Below are 17,647 nucleotides of genomic sequence, written 5' to 3' on the forward strand. Positions count from 1 at the left end.
CGCTTAGCATGGCGGCCGTGGAGTCAAGGGATAACCAGGTAGTCGCCGCTGCGCCGCTGCTCGCCGAACTCGCCGACATTGTGGGGGCAGCGCACGTGCTCAGCGATCCTGACCTCGTCGCCGGGTACGTCACGGATTGGACGGGGCAGTGGCGCGGGGCTGCTGCCGCGGTGGTGCGACCGGGGGATGCGGACGAAGTCGCCGCCGTGCTCGCTGCCTGTCATCGGGCGGGGTGGCCCGTTGTCCCGCAAGGTGGCAATACCGGGCTCGTTGGTGGGTCGATTCCGATGGAGGGCGAGATTCTGCTCAGTACCACCCGGCTCGATCAGGTGGAAACCGTTGACCCGGTCGGCCGGACCATCGCCGCTGGCGCTGGCGTGACCGTCGCTCGGGCACAAGCAGCCGCGCGGGCGCACGGGCTTGACTTCGGCGTCGACCTCGCGTCGCGGGAGTCGGCGACGCTGGGCGGGATTGTCGCGACCAACGCGGGCGGCATTCGGGTCGTTAAGCACGGCGATACTCGTCGCCAGGTGGTCGGCGTTGAGGCGGTGCTTGCTGACGGTCGTGTGTTGACGCGGTGGAAGCATCTCGCGAAAGACAATGTGGGATATGACCTTCCGGGCCTACTCACCGGCTCGGAGGGGACGCTCGCCGTGATCACGCGCGTCCTGATGCGGCTGGTTGTGCCCGCGACGGAGACGCAGGTCGCCCTGGTCGGGGTGCTCGACGTGGGGAGCGCGTTAACCCTGCTCGATCGCCTAGAACGAGCGGGCCGCACACTTGAGGCTGCCGAATTGATGACAGCGGACGGTATCGCCCTGGTGCGTGCCGTGCACGGTTTACGCGCCCCGCTCAGCGAAGACACGGAATTCGTTCTGCTGGTTGAGGTTTCCGGTGGCACCCTGGCTGAGGTGCTTGCTGAGGCGCCAGACCTGGTCATCGATGCGGTGGTGGAACCAGGTCCTGCCCGGCGACTGTGGGAGTACCGCGAAGCCCACACGGAGTCGATCAGTGCCGAATCCGCAACGCCTCCACTGAAATTGGACATCTCGACCCCGGTTGGCGAGCTTGCGTCCTTCTTGCTCGGCCTCGACGCTGACCTCGCCGCGCTCGATCCCGCCCCGCGCGCGATCACCTTCGGTCACCTCGGCGAGGGCAATATGCACGTGAACCTGCTCGATGTCCCCGACGACCGACGAGAGGAACTCACCGACCTGGTCCTCGCGCGGGTCGCGGCGCACGGGGGGAGTATCAGCGCCGAACATGGGGTCGGTCGGGCGAAGGCGCAGTGGATTGGGTTGAGCCGCACCGAGATTGACATCGACGTGATGCGATCGGTGCGCGCCGCGTTAGACCCGGCAAAGCTGCTTAACCCCGCGATCCTGCCCTCGTAGGGGCCACTTCGCGACGCGCCCGGCTGTCTGCGACACGAAACGAAGGGGTGGCATATTCGTGCACGTTCGCGCCTCGACCCCCGTTTTTCGGCACCGAGGCCGCGAGCGCGCACGAAAATGCTACTCACTTAGCGTGACTAACCTCCTCGGCGAAGCGTTCGCCAATCAGGTCCGGGGTCAATCCGTAGTCCGCGAGCGCGTAGTTATGCGTGGGTTTCCTTGCGCCACTGTGACTTTCAGCATCCAGTGCGAGAACACCGGCGCGGGCGGCGTCAGTAAACTCCGTTCCGAGTGCGGCATAAATGCTGGTCACAACCCCGACCGGGTCCGCGCGCAAGTCAGCGAAGTCGACGTCAAGGAACGTCGCCTCCGGATGACGTGCCCGCGCGGCAGCGAACTCCGCCGCACCCCGCGCCCACAGGTCCAGTTGGGTTCGACCGATCACGTCGGGGGTGAACACCGTCGACCAGCCGCGCGTCGCATGGTCGTTGAGGCTGCACACCGACGCGAGGACGGTCGCGGGGTCGCGGTGCGTCTGGATCACGATCGCGTCGGGGTACACCGCGAGCAACGCGTCGAGGCAGAACAGGTGACTCGGGTTCTTCAACACCCAGCGTCGAGGGTCGTTGTGCCCGATGAGCTGGAGATTGCGCCGGTGCCGCGCATAAGCGGGCGTCCAATCTTGAGCCGCTAACCAGCGTGAATAGCTCGGCACGTGCGCGAGGCACTCGTAGGAGTGCGACATCGACGACTGGCGCAGCAACTGCCAGCACTCCTCCACGTCGCCCGCGCTCATGTAGTGCAACCCCATGAAGTCCGGGTCGCGCACCTGCTGCGCGCGCAACCCCGCGTCGATCTGCTGAAAGGCCGGGTTGCTCGCCCACGAGTCGACCGGCGGTCGTGGCTGCGGGAATTCAGTCAGCCACATCTCCAGCCCCTGGTGCGCGGGGTCGGCGGCGAGCAAACGGTGCAGCGCGGTCGTCCCGGTGCGCGGCAGTCCGGTGACGAAAATCGGTGCGGTGATGGGAGTTTCGGGCGGTTGTGCCGCCCACGCCGCCTCGCTCAATGCCCGCGCGATCAGTGCGCCGCGAAGGAAGAACCGCGACATTTTGCTGCCGAATTCGGTGAGCCCCGCCTCGTCACGGTAAGAGTCAAGCAGCACGCCGAGACCCTCAAGGTAGTCGTCGGTGCCGAAGTCGGTGAGTCCGGTGAGTTTGGTCGCCGAAGCGTGCAAGTCGTCGATGGTGCCGACGTCAGTGCGCACGGTCATGAAAGCTCCTAGTGGTGGTATTCGCCGCAGTTCACGTCGATGGTTTGGCCGGTAATCGCGCTCGCCGCGTTCGATGCGAGAAACAGCACTACGCGGGCGATTTCGTCCGGCTCGGGCAGCCGCTTAAGGTCGGACTTCGCCGCCGTCTGCTCATAGACCTGTTCGGCGGTGATCCCGTACTTGGCCGCGATCTCACCGAAATACCACTTCAACTGGTCGGACCAGATGTAGCCGGGAGCCACACTGTTGACGCGAATGCCCTTGCCGCCCAACTCCGTTGCCAGCGTCTGCGACATCGCCTGCAACGCGGCTTTGGCGAGTTTGTAGCTGCCGTACCGAGGTTCGGAGTGGCGCAGCACCATCGAGTTGATCATCACGACCGACCCCGCTGTTTCAGCGAGCGCGGGCGCGAACGCGCGCGTAATCCGCAGTCCACCAACAACAGTGAGGTCGAGACTCGACCGAATCTGCTCGAAATCGGTGCGTTCGAGCGGCTTCATCGACGGCATCGCGAACGCGTTGTTGACCAGCGCGTCAACGCGACCGAACGTGTCGATCGTTTCCGCGACCAACCGCTCCACCGCGGCGTCGTCGGTGATATCCGTTGGGACACACAGGGTTTTGACGCCATCGAGTTCGGCAGCGACCTCGCGCAGTCGCGACTCGGTCCGCGCCGACAGCACCACATGGGCGCCCGCCGCAGCCGCTTCAAGACAAATCGAGCGCCCAAGCCCCGGGCCGACCCCGGAAACCACGATCACCTTGTCGGTCATGTTCATCCGAGCATCCTGTCGGCGAAGGCCCGCTGACGGGCGGCGATGCGATCGCGCCAGCCAGCGGCGTCGATCTTGTTGGTCTCGTACTCAGGCAAGTGCTGGCTCACTTCGTCGAACGGAACGACGGTGATGGTTGGCCCTTCGGTGACTGGTTTATCCACGCGCTGCCACCGAAACTGCATAATGCCGTTGGTGCGACCCGTTGTCTCGATCCAGTTGGCGATGCCCGGGTCGCGCTTGCTCACGACCATACGAATCATTCCGTCCGAATCCACCTGTGCCTGAGCATGATTGAGGCTCGTTTGGTGGTTGACGTAGTCGAGGGAGATGTACCAGCGACTGCCCAACTGGAACCCCTGGTAGGGCGCGTCCGACGCGGGCACGGTGATCACCAGCGCCTGATCGTCGGCCAGCTCGAAGTGACCAACCGAGGAGTATTGGGTGCTCAGCCCACCCGGTGTGAGCCTCGGCGCGGTGAGCGTGTTGACCGGCAGGTCGAGGTAAAACCACTTCGGGAAGTTGAACCACGTGTGCACGCGCGTGAGGAGCATTTTCGCCGCCGCCACATAGCGTTTGCGCAGGCGTTCGGTGTCGGGCTCAACGGGCGCGGTGCCGATCGTGTCGACGCGTTCGATGCGAATCGAGCCCTTGCGCTCGGTCCAATCGCTATAGACCTCGCGGACCGCGAGCATCGACGCGCCATCGCCGAGCGCGAAATAGTTGGGCTCGGGATCGGCTTTCGCCGGGCCGAAGCGAATCGCGAAACTGCCGTCATCGGCGATCGGGATACGTCGGTCGTCGAACGCGTCTTCGCCGCCGGGCACCTCGGACGCGGTGTAATCGCCTTTGAGTACTTGGAAACTGAGGTCGACCGTGCTGCCGCGCACCCCGCTGACCAGGTACTCAGCCGTTGGCTCGATGTTCGCGTGGTAGTAGAGCGTGTCGGGATTGTCGAGGCCCATCTTCGCGTAGGGGCCCGTCGACGACACGAAGTACGGGTGGCTCGTGCCATGCGCGCCCGAAAGGCGAAGGCAGGCGGCGATACTCGCGGCGAGGTAGTCGTAGCCTTCGGCGAGGTCGGCGTCGCTTCGCACGAAATCGGCACTGGCGACGAGTTTTTCGGCTTCGGCTATCGCGTGGGTAAACGGTTCGGTCACGGTCATCGTGCGGTGATTCCTAGCTGTCGAAGAAGGTGGACGGCGATGTCGACGGGGGAGCCCAGCGCCGGGGTCACGACCAAATCGGGGTGGTCGGGGCGCTCGTAGGGCGAGCTGATGCCGGTGAAGTCCGGCAGGTCACCGGCGCGGGCGCGCGCGTAAAGGCCTTTGGGGTCACGCTTTTCGCACTCGGGCAGCGGGGTGTCGACGAAGACTTCGTAGAACGGGAGCCCGCGGTCGGCGTGGACCGTGCGCGCGTTGGCGCGTTGCGCGGCGAACGGGCTGATGGCGGCGACGATCGCGACGGTGCCCGAATCGGCGAACAAGGCGGCAACCTCGCTGATGCGGCGAACGTTCTCGTCGCGGTCGGCGCGGGAAAACCCGAGGCCCGCGGTGACGCCGTGGCGCAGATTGTCGCCGTCGAGCACGTACGCGGCGCGACCAGCGGCGACGAGCTGACGTTCGAGCTCCACCGCGACCGTGGATTTGCCCGACCCCGACAGCCCGGTGAGCCACAGCGTGGCACCCAGCTGTTTGCGGTCGGCGCGACGCACGGCCGACGCGTGCCAGACCACGGCGTGGGTAGGTAGGGCGTGCCCGTCTCGCACGATGTCGCCTCCGGTTTTGCATTGTCGAATATTCGACGCTATTGTTCGAAAGTGTGACACCGACCATAAAGGCGGCCGCGTCGGACGGTCAAGGGGATCTTTCGGACGCGGTCGCGTCGCCGCCGACGCAGCGTGTGCTGGCGATCCTCGAACTGTTGTCGCGTCATGCGACAGAGCGACTATCGCTTGCGCGCATCGTCCGCGAGGTCGACATCTCGCGAGCCACCGCACACGCAGTGCTCGCCCAACTCACCGCACAGGGTTGGACGGTGCGCGACGAGGACGGCTGCTACGGCATCGGCCGCCGCCTGCTCGTCGTCGCGCGACGCGCCGAGGTCGCGTACCCGGTGCGTCATGTCGCGCTGCCGCACCTGCGTGCACTCGCGAAAATGGTTGGCGCACCGGCCTTTCTGGCGGAACGGGAGGGCGACGCGATCGTGGTTACCGAAATGGTTGGCGAACCGTCGGCATCGTGGTTGCGGGTGGGCCGCAGGTTGCCGGTGGCGCCGCCGTTCGCGCGGGAGTTCGTCGCGTGGTCTTCGCCTGCGGCACAACGTGATTGGCTCGACGAGGCGGACGAATTGGTGCGCCCGCGCTTGACGGAAGTCCTCACGACGATCCGTGATCGCGGCTATTCGGTCGAACGCCTCGTCGGCGATTCGGGAACGATGCTGGAAGTCCTTGCGCGACTGGATAATTCGACGGTCACGGCACCGCTGCGCTCCCAGCTGGGCTCGGCGATCGCCGACCTCATCACGATCGACTACCTCCCTGACGAATTGACCGACGACAACCCGGTCGTGACGGTAGCGGCCCCTGTTCGCGATGCGACGGGCACGGTCATCGCGGCTTTGGTCGTGTGCCCCGACACCCGCCTAACGGCCGATGCGTTGACGGCCGTAGGCACCAACACCTCCACGGCCGCCGCCACAGTCACCGCCGACCTCGTCGACGGCCCGCATGGAGTCGGCAAGGGAGCCCAACCCGAGTCGCGGACATAGGCGGGCAAGCTCGCGGGCGGTCGACCTGCGGAAACCGCCGCCCGACAATGCTCACCAAAACTGTTCGTAGACTAAGGACATGACCGCGTCGGCCGCCGAACCAACCCCGCTCCCCGCCAGCCTCGTTGAACTCACCGCTGGGCATGTGCGCGGCGAGGTGCTCAGTGGGGTACTCGCGCCGGGGGAGCGGGTCGGCGAAGAAGCGCTGTGCGCGAAGCTGGGGATCAGCAGGGCGCCCGTACGGGAGGCGTTGCGGCGGCTCGCTGAGCAGGGCTTTGTCGAGCATCTGCCTCGGCGCGGCTACCGTGTTGTCGTTTGGTCGGCTACCGACGTGCTTGAACTGTTCGAGGTGCGTCGCGCCTTGGAACTCCACGCGCTCGCGACCGCGCTGCCCACGCCCGACCTCCCGACACGACTGCGACCGGCCCGCACCGCGCTCGCTGAGCTGGCCGAAGCCGCCGAGCGCCGCGACTGGCAAGCGCGCGACGACGCGCACCGACGCTTCCACATCGCGCTCGTTGCCGTCGCGGGCAATCGGCAACTCGACCTCATCTACAGCCAGGTGCTGATGAAGCTGCAGTTGGCGATGGCATGGAATCTGCAATCGGAAACCGACGCGGCCCACCACCGGGAAGGCGTCCGCCGCCACGAGGAATTACTCGCCGCGATCGCCACGAACGATCCAGCCACCGCGACCGCCGCGCTCACCGATCACGGCGAGCGCACCTACCTCAAACTCGCCCGCTCCTAACACATCCGATACAGACGACGCGAATAGGCGTCACATGTTTTGTCGACAATCGACAGCATGCTCGGTTCCACTGGACCCACCGTCGCGGAAATCCTGACCTCCCACCAAAGCGGAAGCGGGTCACCCTCCAAAACCGCTGCCCGCGTCGCCGACGACATCGCCGCCCGTGGCGACGACGGCACCTGGATCACCCCGGTCCCTCGCGACGAATTGCTCGCTGCGGCAAGGGAACTCGAAGCGCGACCGGGGGCGCGCATGCTGCCGCTCTACGGCGTGCCGTTCGGGGTGAAAGACAGCATCGACGTGGCTGGCTACCCGACCACGCTCGCCTGCCCCGACTACGCGTACGTCGCCGAAGTGACCGCACCCGCGGTCCAGCGGCTGCTTGACGCGGGCGCGCTGTTCGTCGGCAAAACCAACCTCGACCAGTTCGCCACCGGCCTCAACGGCACCCGCACCCCAAACACCATCCCGCGCAGCGTCTTTGACGACAACCTCATCTGTGGCGGCTCCAGCTCGGGCTCTGCTCGCGCGGTCGCGCTCGGCCAAGTGCCGTTTTGCGTTGCCACCGATACCGCGGGCTCGGGTCGAGTTCCGGCCGCCCTCAACGGCATTCTCGGCTGGAAACCTTCGCGTGGGCTCATCAGCACCGTCGGGTTGGTGCCCGCGTGCAAGTCACTCGACTGCATGACGCTGATGGCGACAACCGTCGAAGATCTCGATCTCGTCGCCGACGTGATCGTCGCGCTCGACGAGAACGACCCGTGGTCGCGGTCGCGCGGCCCGCATCACGCGGGCACAGCCATCCGCGTGGGGCTGCCCGCTGTCGACGAACTCGACTTCTTCGGCGACGACGCGATGCGCACGGCCCACGTGGCCGCGCGAGAACACCTGCAAGGCAAAGGTTTTGCCCCCGTCGCGACGACAATCGAGCCGTTCCTCGCCGCGGGCGAACTGCTCTACCAAGGTCCGTGGGTGGCCGAACGACTTGTCGAATTCGCCGACTTCCTCGCCGCGAAACCACAGTCGATCCTGCCCGTCATCCGCGACATTCTCAACAGCGGCAAGCGATTTGACGCCGTCGATGTGTTCCGCGCACAGCAGCGTCTCCAAGAACTGCGCGCACGAGTCGGGCGCACGTGGGTCGACTTCGACGTGCTCATCGTTCCCACGATCGGCACCACCTTCACCGTCGACGAAGTCCTCGCCGACCCCATCGCGACCAACACCACCCTCGGCCACTACACCCACTTCGGCAACCTCCTCGACCTCACCGCCATCGCCGTCCCCGCGGGCACCACCAGCGACGGACGCCCGGTGTCGCTCATGGTGATTGGCCCCGCGCTGTCCGACGACGTCGTTCTTGCCAGCGCTGCCCGTCTCATCGACGAGCCACGTGCCCCACTGTTCGCCCACCGACTCCACGTCGTACCCCAAGAGGACCGCCGATGACCACCGTGCCCGCCGCCCCCGGCCCCTTCCCTTTCGACCCAGCAACGACCGCGCTTGTCGTGATCGACATGCAACGAGACTTCTTGCTGCCCGGCGGTTTTGGCGAAAGCCTTGGCAACGATGTGAGCCTGTTGCGCGTCGTGATCGAGCCGCTTTCCGCGCTGCTCGCCGCCGCACGCGCGGCGGGCATGCTCGTGATTCATACCCGCGAAGGACATCTGCCCGACCTTTCCGATTGTCCCCCCGCGAAACTGCGCAGAGGGAACCCGTCGCAGCGGATTGGTGATCCCGGTCGCTTCGGTCGCATCCTCATTCGCGGGGAATACGGCCACGACATCGTCGACGAACTCGCGCCCATCGACGGCGAAGTGGTGATCGACAAGCCGGGCAAGGGCGCGTTCTACGCCACCGGGCTACAGGAAGTGCTGCGTGCCAACGGGATTGAACGGTTGATCGTCACCGGCGTGACCACCGAAGTGTGCGTGCACACAACCACGCGCGAAGCCAACGACCGCGGTTACGACTGCCTCGTCGTCGCTGACTGCGTTGGCTCGTACTTCCCGGAATTCCAGCGCGTTGGGCTCGACATGATCAGCGCTCAAGGCGGCATTTTCGGTTGGGTCGCCGACTCGGCCGCGCTGATCAGCGCACTTACCGGCGCGACCGCGACATCCGTCACGGCCTAAGCGAAAGAACGAGACAATGTCTGTCGATACCACCGTCGAATCACCCACTGCGACACCAGACCCCGTCCCCGAACGCCTGCCGTGGTGGACGCGCGGCGACACCAACGCGTTCTTCGGGCTCGGCTTCAACATCCTCGTCAATGTGCTGACGCTGACCACCTTGACGATCGCGGTCGTGAAGATCCCCAGCGGCGACGTGCTCGGCACCGTGTTGCCCGCGCTTGGCGTCGCGCTTGTCCTCGGCAACCTCTACTACATGGTGCTCGCGCGCCGTCTCGCCCGACGTGAGGGTCGGACGAACGTGACCGCGCTGCCGTATGGGCCGAGCGTGCCGCACATGTTCATCGTCGTCTTCGTCGTGATGCTGCCCATCTACCTCAAAACCAACGACCCGCTGCAAGCGTGGGCGGCGGGACTCGCGTGGGCGTTCATGATTGGCATCATCGTGATGATCGGGGCGTTCGTCGGACCCTACATCCGCAAAGTCACGCCCCGCGCCGCGATGCTGGGCACCCTCGCCGGTATTTCGATCACCTTCATCGCGATGCGACCGGCAGCGCAAATGTGGGAAGCGGCGTGGATCGGGCTGCCCGTCCTGGCGATCATTCTTATCGGCTTCTTCACTGATGTGAAGCTGCCTGGCAATCTTCCCGTTGGCCTCGTCGCACTGCTGGTCGGTACCGCGATTGGCTGGATCGGCGGGTTCATGTCCGCGCCCGACGTCACCCAAGCCGCACACGACATCGCGATCGGGTTACCGCATCTGCGTCTCGATCTGCTCTTCGACGGGCTGAGCAACCTCGCACCGCTGCTCGCCACCGCGATCCCGCTTGGCATTTACAACTTCACCGAAGCGATGAGCAACGTCGAAAGTGCCGCTGCCGCGGGCGATAACTACAACCTGCGCAGCGTGCTGCTCGCTGACGGGTTCGGTGCCGTTATCGGGGCGGGCTTCGGCTCGCCGTTCCCGCCCGCCGTCTACATCGGCCACCCCGGATGGAAGGACGCGGGCGGCCGCACCGGTTACTCGCTTGCGAGCGGCGTGAGCATCGGCATCATGTGCTTCCTTGGGCTGTTCGGCGTGCTCGCGACCCTGCTCCCGATTCCCGCGATCGTGCCGATCTTGCTCTACATCGGCCTGCTGATCGGCGCGCAAGCGTTCCAAGCCGTGCCGCGTTTGCACGCCGTCGCCGTGGTCGCGGCGCTGCTGCCGAATCTCGCTGAGTGGGCCGTCGGTCAGATCGACAACGCGCTCGCGGCCGCGGGCACGTCCGCCGACAAGGTCGGTTCGGTCGCCCTTGGACAGGCGGGCGTGGTTTACGACGGCTTGAAGACGCTGGGGTCCGGTGCGGTGCTCGCCGGCCTTGTCCTCGGGGCGATCGTCACGTTCATTCTTGACAAACGCTTCGTCGCCGCCACCGTCGCGGCGACCATCGGCGCGCTGTTGAGCTGGTTCGGTCTCATCCACGCCCACGCCGTCGGGTGGGCTGCCGCGCCGCAAGTCGCGCTCGGGTACGCGTTCTTCGCGCTGGTCTGCCTCGGCTACGCACTCATGCCAAAACCAGCGAAACCCGTTGAGACAGCGACCGTTTCGAGCAAGGTGGTTTAGGCGGGCAAGCTCGCCAAGTACTCGCGGAAGCTTGTTGCCAGGTGACCGGTCAAGCGGGTCACGGTGTCGGTCGCCTGGGCCATCTCCCCGTTCGCGATCGCGGTGTACGTGCTGACCCAGCCGTCGACTTCCCATTTCGGGGCGTTGTACTTCGCGCGCGTCGCGTACGCCTCGTCGACCGTTTGGTTTTCGTAGCGGAACGGGCGGCCGAAGAACTGGGTGAGTTCGAAAGCGGCGGTTTCGAGGGTGAAAGCGCGTGGGCCGGTGACGTCGAAGGTCTCGCCGGAGTAGTCGGTGGTGCGGAGCACCGCCGCCGCGCAATCGGCTACGTCGGTGCGGGTCACCGCGGCGACAAGGCCGTCGGCCGCCGGGCCCGCGATCACGCCGTCGCCGTCGGCGAGGTGCGGGATGACGTCCTGGTACTGGTTGTCACGCAGGAACGTGAAGTCGACATCGGCCGCGCGAATGGCCTGCTCGGTGTAGTAGTGGTCGCGGGCGAAAGTGAAGGTCGCATCCGGTGCGGCACCAACGAACGAAAGATACACAATCCGTTGCACCCCAACCGATTTCGCCGCCGCGACCACCGCTTCCTGCTCGCGTGCGCGGTGCTCGCTCTCGGTCGCGGAAACGAAGAAGAACGTCTGGACACCCTTAAGTGCGTCGGCGACGGAATTCGGATCGGCGAAATCGACGCGCGCCGGGGTGGAGTCGGGCAGCACGACAAGGTGATCGGGGTTGCGGCTCAACAGGCGCAGGTGCGGGCCGGTGCCCGCGAGCAGCTTCGCAACGTGGCCGCCGATGTGTCCACTAGCCCCCGAGATCGCGATGGTTTCCGACATGGGACAAGGTTAAGCCGCGACGACACCGTGACGCGGGTACACCGACACGCGCGTCGGGAAGCGGTGATTCCGGGATGAGGTGGTGGAATCGGCCGGTGCGAATAACAAGCGGCCTGCTGGTCGCGGTTGCCCTGCTGTTCCCGGCTACGTTGGCTGTACCGGCTCACGCCCTCGCTGAACCCGGGTGCGGCTCAACGCTGACGGCGGCCGACGCCGCGACCATCGCGCGGCTCTCCGACATCAGCACACTCGAGGGCGACAACAACCTAGCGCTACTCGAAGACGCCGTCGCGCGTAACCACGAGCTCACGGAACTGCTTGTCGCCCACCATGATCCACGCGGACTCTTCGCGATCGGGCTAGACGGGGTCGAATACGCGGCGGTGATGCCGCTGCAACGCGACCCAGGCGCGTTCGACGACCCCGAATACGCGCACGCGATCAGCCTCGAACTGCTCAGCCGCTTCCTCACCAACATCCACGGCGAATTCACCGACGGACCAGTCGAACCGCAGTGGCAGCGCTACTTCGCCCTCGCGATGGACTGCGACAGCTCCCGGGCCCGCGCGGCGATGGCAGGCTACAACGCGCACCTCACTGTCGACCTCACGAATTCCGTTGCGGCCGTAAACAGTAAGCCCCACAATGCCCGCGACTACTTCACCATCGTCGCGGCCATCGCCGCCGCGGGCGACGTGATCGTCGACCGCACCAAAGCCGCCTACCAAGCCGACCTCGGTCCGCTCTGGCGGTTCTACTTCGTCGGCGAAGGGCTCGACCAACTGTTCGGCAAGGGCGTCGCGACCGAGCAACTGCTCATTGCCGCCGACCTTGGTGCCAACACCGTGATCTTCGCCAACGGGCTCGCTCTCCAAGATCCGGCGCTCGCACCCACCGTCCGTACCGAAGTCTGGGCGCTGTGGACCGCCGCCGACCTCGCCTTCGACCTGCTCGCCCGCATCAACGCGCTGTAAAACGAAACAGCCCGGTCGCGCGGCGATAACCGCGGGACCGGGCCGAAGGTGAACGGCGAGGATCAGCTCGCGTTCGGCTGCCCGGATCGGATCTCGACGATCGGGAGAACAAGCGCCGCAGGCGCATTCGCCGGGACAACCGGCTGCTTGGGCGCGACCGGCGCGATCTTGACGTACCCGGCCGCCTGCTCCGGGCGGGTGTCGACCTCGCCGTTGTTCGGCCAGTACGCGGCGGCGCGCTCGGCCTGCGCGGTGATCGTGAGCGACGGGTTCACGCCAAGGTTCGCCGACACCGCGGCACCGTCGACCACGCTGAGCGTGGGGTAACCGTAAACGCGGTGGTAGGCGTCGATCACGCCGTGGTCAGCGTCGGCGCCAATCGCCGCGCCACCGAGGAAGTGCGCGGTGAGCGGAATGTTGAACACCTCGCCCCACGTGCCGCCCGCGACGCCACCGATCTTCTCCGCGACCCGGCGCGTGACGTCGTTACCGGCAGGAATCCACGTGGGATTCGGTTCGCCGTGGCCCTGTTTCGAGGTGAGCTTGCGCCCGAACACGCCGCGCTTGGAATAGGTGGTGATGGAGTTGTCGAGATGCTGCATCACCAGCGAGATGATGGTGCGCTCGCTCCAGTTCCGCACGCTCATGAACCCGAAGAACAGCAGCGGGTTACGAATGACAACGCCAAGGAAGCGCAGCCAGCGCGGCACGCGACCGCCACCGTCGACCATCAGCGTCTGCAACAGGCCCATCGAGTTCGAGCCCTTGCCGTAGCGAACCGGCTCGACGTGCGTGTCGGGGGTGGGGTGAATCGACGAGGTGATCGCGACGCCCTTGGTGAAATCTTGGCCGGGCGCAAGGGTTTTCGTTGCCGCGCCGACGATCGACTCGGAGTTGGTGCGGGTGAGCAGACCAACCTTGTTCGACAGCTTGGGCAGGTGGCCAGCGTCGCGGTTGAAGTGCAGCAGCTTCTGCGTGCCAAGCGTGCCAGCGGCAAGCACCACGTGCTTGGCGGTAATGGTCTTGGGCTCCTTGCGAATCCACGCGCCCGTGCGCTCGGTCGCGACCTCCCAGCCACCATCGGGCTGCGGGCGAAGCGCGGTGACCGTCGTCATCGGAATAACCTGTACGCCAGCCTTTTCCGCGAGGTAGAGGTAGTTCTTGACGAGCGTGTTCTTCGAACCGAACTTGCAGCCAACCATGCAGTCGCCACATTCGATGCAGCCGGTGCGCTCAGGGCCGACGCCGCCGAAGTAGGGGTCTTCGGCCTTCTTGCCAGCCTCACCGAAGAACACGCCGACGGGAGTTTGCACGAACGTGTGGCCAACGCCCATGTCTTCGGCGACGGACTTGAAAATCTCGTCGGCCGGGGTCATGTGCGGGTTGGTGACCACGCCGAGCATCTTCTTGGCCTGCTCGTAGTACGGCGTGAGTTCGGTGCGCCAGTCGGTGATGTCGCGCCACTGCGGGTCCTGGAAGAACGGCTCCGGCGGAACGTAGAGGGTGTTCGCGTAGTTCAGCGACCCGCCGCCAACGCCAGCGCCGCCGAGGATCAAGACATCGCGCAGCGGGTGGATGCGCTGAATGCCGTAACAGCCAAGCTTGGGCGCCCAGATGAACTTGCGCAGATCCCAGCTGGTTTTCGGGAGTTCGTTGTCGGCGAAGCGGCGACCGGCTTCGATGACTGCGACCTTGTAGCCCTTCTCCACCAGACGCAGTGCGGTGACACTGCCACCGAAACCAGAACCGACGACGATGACGTCGAAATCGGTGGGTGAGTCGGACATGAAAGGGCCCTTCGATCGGTGTCGGCGGTGACGCCGCAACGCTAACGCCGACAGCGGGCACTGTCAACGTTGGCATCAATGGCCCTATGCTGGTCGCGTGGCTCGATACACCCGCGCCGAATTAGCCGACGTCAGCGGCGTCGCGGCAAGGACCATCCGCTACTACCACACGCTTGGCCTGCTCCCCACGCCTGAACGGGCGGGCAAGGAAGTGGTCTACGGCGAAGTCCACCGCGACCGACTGCGCGACATCGCCGCCATGCGGGCGCGCGGGTTGCGCCTCGACGCCATCCGTGAGGTGTTCGCCGCCGAAACCGACGCGGCCGACCCGAGCTGGCACGCGCTGTTCGACCCGCGCGCGGGGGCGGCGCAGCGATCGGCGCTCATCAGCGACAGCGAGCTCACCAGGCTGCTCGGCGATCGCAGTGAGGCCGTCGCCGAACTCGTCGAAGCCGGCTACCTTGAGCGGCAAGGCGACGCCTGGTACGTCCCCGATCGACCCATGCTCAAGGGCGCGCTCGTGCTCTATGACGTGGGCACCGACATCACCGTCAGCGGCACGTTGCGCACGCTTATTCGCGAACGGATGGCCGAACTGGCCGACGACCTTGTCGACGTCGTGCGCGCCGCGACCGGGACGGGATATGGCGGCGAGGGCGTCGCGGTCGACCTCACGCGCTTTCGCGAACAGTTCCTCGCGATGGCGTGGGAAGTCGGCGGGACCACGCTTGCCGCCGAGGTCGAACGCGCGGCAAGCGACGCCGCGAACGTGTCCGACAGCAACGGTGCCTCCGAGGACACCGACGCTTCAGCCGATACGCGATGATTTCCCGATGACCACCGCCGAGACCGGACCGCGCGCGCGGGCGCGTGCGCAGACCATCGCCGACATCAAACGGGTCGGCCGCGAGCAACTGGCCCAGCACGGTGCCGCCGCGTTGTCGTTGCGTGCGGTCGCGCGGGAACTGGGGATGGTCTCGTCGGCGGTGTATCGGTACGTGAGTAGTCGCGATGAGTTGCTCACCATGCTCGTTGTCGACGGTTACAACGCTCTAGGGGACGCGGTCGACGCGGCGCTCGTCGAAGCTGGCGACCAGCCCGCAGCGCGAGTGCGCGCGCTCGCGACCACGGTGCGGAAGTGGGCGCTGGCCGAACCCGCTTGGTACGCACTGCTTTTCGGTACGCCGGTGCCCGGCTATGCGGCACCCGCCGAAACGACGGTCACGCCCGGCGTTCGGGTGGTCAGCGCGCTTATCGGCATCGTCGATCGCGCGTACCGCGATGGGCAGCTCTCGGGCCCGCTGGTCGACAGCGCCGTCAGCGCGACCACCGCACGCGACTTCGACACCATCCGCGCGCAGTTCGACCTCGCCATTCCCGACGCGCTTCTCGCCGTCGCGCTGACTGTCTGGACCACGCTGTTCGGCGCGATCAACTTCGACGTCTTCGACATGTACGGCACGGACACGTTCACCGATCGTGGCGAGATCTTCGACCTCCAGGTCGACAGCATGGTCGGCCTCCTCGGCATGGGCCCGATTGCCCGAAAATAGCCAGCCAATACCTCGCATTCCGGACTCGATCGGTACCGTAGCGAACGAGGTGTTGTCCACGGTAGGTGTGGACCGTGTGCGTGTTGATGGGAGTGCCCGAGTGAATTCTCGCGAGGAGATGTTGCGTCGCGTGCGAGACGGGCTGCTCGAATTACCCGACGACGAGCGTCGCGTGCCGATGCGACGCGGCCGGTCGTCGGCCCCGGGGATCGATGATCGGGGAGAGGTGCTCGAGCGCTTCGCCGACCGACTGCGAGCGAATGGCTCGCTCGTGCGCACGGTTGACCTGGTCGGGTTGCCCAGCGCGATCGCGGATCTGCTGTATGGGATGAGCGTGTCGTCGGTGTCGGCGGCCACCGAACCGGGGCCAGCGTGGCTCGACCACTGGGCAAGCGCGCCCGGGCATCAGGTGCTGCATGGCGGCCGAAACTCCGGTGACGCTGGCCAGGTCGTCGTCCGTGACGCCGTCGCCGGTGACGCGTCGACGGGCTCGCTTGCGTTGGAAGTCGACGGTGGTCCCGACGTGTCGAGCACGATTCCGCAGGTCTGCGTGTTGCGGACCGATCGCGTCTTCGGATCGCTTCCTGACGCGCTCGACCGCCTTGATCCGCGTCGACCGCTGGTCTGGCTCGGTGGCCCTGTTGATGAGGAACTGGCTAGGCAGCTGGTCGTCGTGCTTGTTGAGTGACTCGCTGTGCCTGGCTTGTGTGTGACAGTCTGTCCCGGTTATTCTGGAGATACGATGTGACGTGGGATACACCCACGCCGCCTCGCGTGATCTTGAGGAGGCACCGATGACGCTGACCGAGCCAAGCCGCGAATACCTGAGCCAGACGTACCGTGACGCTTTGACCACCCTGTCCGAGGGTTCGGTCAATCGACGTTTCGACCCGTACCTGGACATCGACTGGGATTCGCCCGAGCTTGCCCTTGACCCCAACGACGTGCGCTGGGTGCTGCCCGCCGCCGTCGACCCGCTTGGGGCGACGCGGTGGTACCGCGATCAGCCCCTTGAGCGGCAGATCGCGATTGGCCGATGGCGCGTCGCTAACGCCGTTAAGGTCGGCGCGGCCTTCGAGTCGATCCTCATCCGCGGCATGATGCAGTTCGCGATGACGCTGCCCAACGGGTCGCCGGAATTCCGCTACGCGATGCACGAGATGACCGAAGAGTGCAACCACATCCAGATGTTCCAGGAACTGGTGAATCGCATCGGCGTCGACGTGCCCGGCCCCAAGCGGCACTTCCGCTGGCTTTCGCCGTTCATCGGCCTCGCTGGCGGTTACGCGTACGTGATTCTGTTCATCGGCATCCTCGGCGGCGAAGAACCGATCGACCATTACCAGAAGGCGATCATCCGCCAAGGTGGCTCGATCCCACCAATGGTGTTGCGCACCATGGAGATTCACATCGCCGAAGAGGCACGCCATATCTCCTTCGCTGGTGACTTCCTTGCCAGTCGCGTCGCGCGGATGGGCAAGTTCAACCGAGGCGTCTGTTCGGTGGCGTTCCCCATCGCGATGCGGTGGCTCGCGGGCGAGATCATGGCTCCCGGTAAGGAGTTCGCGCGTGAGTTCGACATCCCCCGCGAAGTGATGCGCGAAGCGTTCTGGGACTCACCGCATTCGCGCCAGATTCTGGCGAGCTACTTCGGCGATATGCGCAAGCTTGTCGATGAGCTTGGTCTGGTGAATCCGGTGGCGCGTCGACTGTGGAAAATGCTTGGCGTTGACGGCCCGGTTTCGCGGTACCGCAGCGAACCCGAGCGCAAGGTGCGCGCGGCGTAGTCG

The 17,647-nt window shown here is 65.8% G+C and carries 16 protein-coding genes and 1 pseudogene; 11 read left to right on the forward strand and 6 right to left on the reverse strand.

Features of this window, described 5'->3' with window-relative positions:
* Positions 1–17 precede the first annotated feature (17 nt).
* Positions 18–1,394, forward strand: a complete 1,377-nt coding sequence (locus tag IEX78_RS01690; RefSeq protein WP_373291509.1) for an FAD-binding oxidoreductase — start codon at positions 18–20, stop codon at positions 1,392–1,394.
* A 124-nt stretch (positions 1,395–1,518) separates the two neighbouring features.
* Here the strand turns inward: IEX78_RS01690 and IEX78_RS01695 are convergent, their stop codons facing one another.
* The 4 genes and pseudogenes from IEX78_RS01695 to cysC all read right to left on the reverse strand — a co-directional run.
* A complete protein-coding gene (locus IEX78_RS01695) occupies positions 1,519–2,664 on the reverse strand; it encodes a sulfotransferase family protein (protein ID WP_188826924.1) in 1,146 nt (381 codons plus the stop codon).
* Positions 2,665–2,672: 8 nt separating this feature from the next.
* Positions 2,673–3,443 carry an SDR family oxidoreductase gene (locus tag IEX78_RS01700; RefSeq protein WP_373291510.1) on the reverse strand — a complete coding sequence of 257 codons (771 nt, stop codon included), beginning with the start codon at positions 3,441–3,443 and terminating at the stop codon, positions 2,673–2,675.
* Positions 3,440–4,603 (reverse strand): hypothetical protein, encoded by a 1,164-nt coding sequence (locus IEX78_RS01705; RefSeq protein ID WP_188826925.1) that lies wholly within the window; start codon positions 4,601–4,603, stop codon positions 3,440–3,442. The genes IEX78_RS01700 and IEX78_RS01705 overlap by 4 nt, the downstream gene beginning before the upstream one ends.
* A pseudogene (gene cysC / locus IEX78_RS24050) lies at positions 4,600–5,172 on the reverse strand (adenylyl-sulfate kinase); the annotation flags it as partial. The gene IEX78_RS01705 and the pseudogene cysC, both read right to left, overlap by 4 nt.
* An 86-nt stretch (positions 5,173–5,258) precedes the next feature.
* On the opposite strand from cysC, the gene IEX78_RS01715 reads away from it, so the two are divergent.
* The 5 genes from IEX78_RS01715 to IEX78_RS01735 all read left to right on the forward strand — a co-directional run bounded on the left by IEX78_RS01715 (position 5,259) and on the right by IEX78_RS01735 (position 10,704).
* Positions 5,259–6,206: an IclR family transcriptional regulator gene (locus IEX78_RS01715; protein WP_229683643.1), complete on the forward strand. Its 948-nt coding sequence runs from the start codon at positions 5,259–5,261 to the stop codon at positions 6,204–6,206.
* Positions 6,207–6,285: 79 nt separating this feature from the next.
* Positions 6,286–6,957 carry a GntR family transcriptional regulator gene (locus tag IEX78_RS01720; RefSeq protein ID WP_188826926.1) on the forward strand — a complete coding sequence of 224 codons (672 nt, stop codon included), beginning with the start codon at positions 6,286–6,288 and terminating at the stop codon, positions 6,955–6,957.
* A gap of 57 nt (positions 6,958–7,014) precedes the next feature.
* A complete protein-coding gene (locus IEX78_RS01725) occupies positions 7,015–8,409 on the forward strand; it encodes an allophanate hydrolase (protein ID WP_188826927.1) in 1,395 nt (464 codons plus the stop codon).
* Positions 8,406–9,095 (forward strand): cysteine hydrolase family protein, encoded by a 690-nt coding sequence (locus IEX78_RS01730; protein WP_188826928.1) that lies wholly within the window; start codon positions 8,406–8,408, stop codon positions 9,093–9,095. The genes IEX78_RS01725 and IEX78_RS01730 overlap by 4 nt, the downstream gene beginning before the upstream one ends.
* Positions 9,096–9,111: 16 nt before the next feature.
* A complete protein-coding gene (locus IEX78_RS01735; RefSeq protein WP_188826929.1) occupies positions 9,112–10,704 on the forward strand; it encodes a SulP family inorganic anion transporter in 1,593 nt (530 codons plus the stop codon).
* On the opposite strand, the gene IEX78_RS01740 is transcribed toward IEX78_RS01735, so the two are convergent.
* Positions 10,701–11,543 (reverse strand): SDR family oxidoreductase, encoded by an 843-nt coding sequence (locus IEX78_RS01740; RefSeq protein WP_188826930.1) that lies wholly within the window; start codon positions 11,541–11,543, stop codon positions 10,701–10,703. The two genes, IEX78_RS01735 and IEX78_RS01740, sit on opposite strands and share 4 nt — an antisense overlap.
* A gap of 149 nt (positions 11,544–11,692) precedes the next feature.
* Here IEX78_RS01740 and IEX78_RS01745 point away from each other — a divergent pair, with 149 nt between their 5' ends.
* Entirely contained in the window at positions 11,693–12,517 is an 825-nt protein-coding gene (locus IEX78_RS01745) for a DUF5995 family protein (protein ID WP_373291531.1), read from the forward strand.
* A 62-nt stretch (positions 12,518–12,579) separates the two neighbouring features.
* Here the strand turns inward: IEX78_RS01745 and IEX78_RS01750 are convergent, their stop codons facing one another.
* Positions 12,580–14,304 (reverse strand): GMC oxidoreductase, encoded by a 1,725-nt coding sequence (locus IEX78_RS01750; protein ID WP_188826932.1) that lies wholly within the window; start codon positions 14,302–14,304, stop codon positions 12,580–12,582.
* A 97-nt stretch (positions 14,305–14,401) separates the two neighbouring features.
* Between IEX78_RS01750 and IEX78_RS01755 the strand changes: the two genes are divergently transcribed.
* From IEX78_RS01755 to IEX78_RS01770, 4 genes are all read left to right on the forward strand, one after another.
* Positions 14,402–15,130: a MerR family transcriptional regulator gene (locus IEX78_RS01755; protein ID WP_188826933.1), complete on the forward strand. Its 729-nt coding sequence runs from the start codon at positions 14,402–14,404 to the stop codon at positions 15,128–15,130.
* Between the two features lie 7 nt (positions 15,131–15,137).
* Positions 15,138–15,857, forward strand: a complete 720-nt coding sequence (locus tag IEX78_RS01760) for a TetR/AcrR family transcriptional regulator (protein WP_188826934.1) — start codon at positions 15,138–15,140, stop codon at positions 15,855–15,857.
* Positions 15,858–15,957: 100 nt separating this feature from the next.
* Complete coding sequence (locus IEX78_RS01765) at positions 15,958–16,545, forward strand: hypothetical protein (protein ID WP_188826935.1); 588 nt, start codon at positions 15,958–15,960, stop codon at positions 16,543–16,545.
* Positions 16,546–16,651: 106 nt separating this feature from the next.
* On the forward strand, positions 16,652–17,644 hold the full coding sequence (locus IEX78_RS01770; protein WP_188826936.1) for an AurF N-oxygenase family protein: 993 nt from the start codon (positions 16,652–16,654) through the stop codon (positions 17,642–17,644).
* Positions 17,645–17,647 lie beyond the last annotated feature (3 nt).

It is taken from the genome of Nocardia camponoti (genome assembly GCF_014646135.1).
Lineage (GTDB): Bacteria > Actinomycetota > Actinomycetes > Mycobacteriales > Mycobacteriaceae > Nocardia > Nocardia camponoti.

Bases quoted from the DNA above. Each gene is read 5' to 3' on its own strand.
- IEX78_RS01750 (WP_188826932.1), bottom strand. From the start codon at position 14,304: ATGTCCGACTCACCCACCGATTTCGACGTCATCGTCGTCGGTTCTGGT.
- IEX78_RS01695 (WP_188826924.1), bottom strand. From the start codon at position 2,664: ATGACCGTGCGCACTGACGTCGGCACCATCGACGACTTGCACGCTTCG.
- IEX78_RS01740 (WP_188826930.1), bottom strand. From the start codon at position 11,543: ATGTCGGAAACCATCGCGATCTCGGGGGCTAGTGGACACATCGGCGGC.
- IEX78_RS01720 (WP_188826926.1), top strand. From the start codon at position 6,286: ATGACCGCGTCGGCCGCCGAACCAACCCCGCTCCCCGCCAGCCTCGTT.
- IEX78_RS01760 (WP_188826934.1), top strand. From the start codon at position 15,138: ATGACCACCGCCGAGACCGGACCGCGCGCGCGGGCGCGTGCGCAGACC.
- IEX78_RS01700 (WP_373291510.1), bottom strand. From the start codon at position 3,443: ATGAACATGACCGACAAGGTGATCGTGGTTTCCGGGGTCGGCCCGGGG.
- IEX78_RS01735 (WP_188826929.1), top strand. From the start codon at position 9,112: ATGTCTGTCGATACCACCGTCGAATCACCCACTGCGACACCAGACCCC.
- IEX78_RS01725 (WP_188826927.1), top strand. From the start codon at position 7,015: ATGCTCGGTTCCACTGGACCCACCGTCGCGGAAATCCTGACCTCCCAC.
- IEX78_RS01770 (WP_188826936.1), top strand. From the start codon at position 16,652: ATGACGCTGACCGAGCCAAGCCGCGAATACCTGAGCCAGACGTACCGT.
- IEX78_RS01705 (WP_188826925.1), bottom strand. From the start codon at position 4,603: ATGACCGTGACCGAACCGTTTACCCACGCGATAGCCGAAGCCGAAAAA.
- IEX78_RS01730 (WP_188826928.1), top strand. From the start codon at position 8,406: ATGACCACCGTGCCCGCCGCCCCCGGCCCCTTCCCTTTCGACCCAGCA.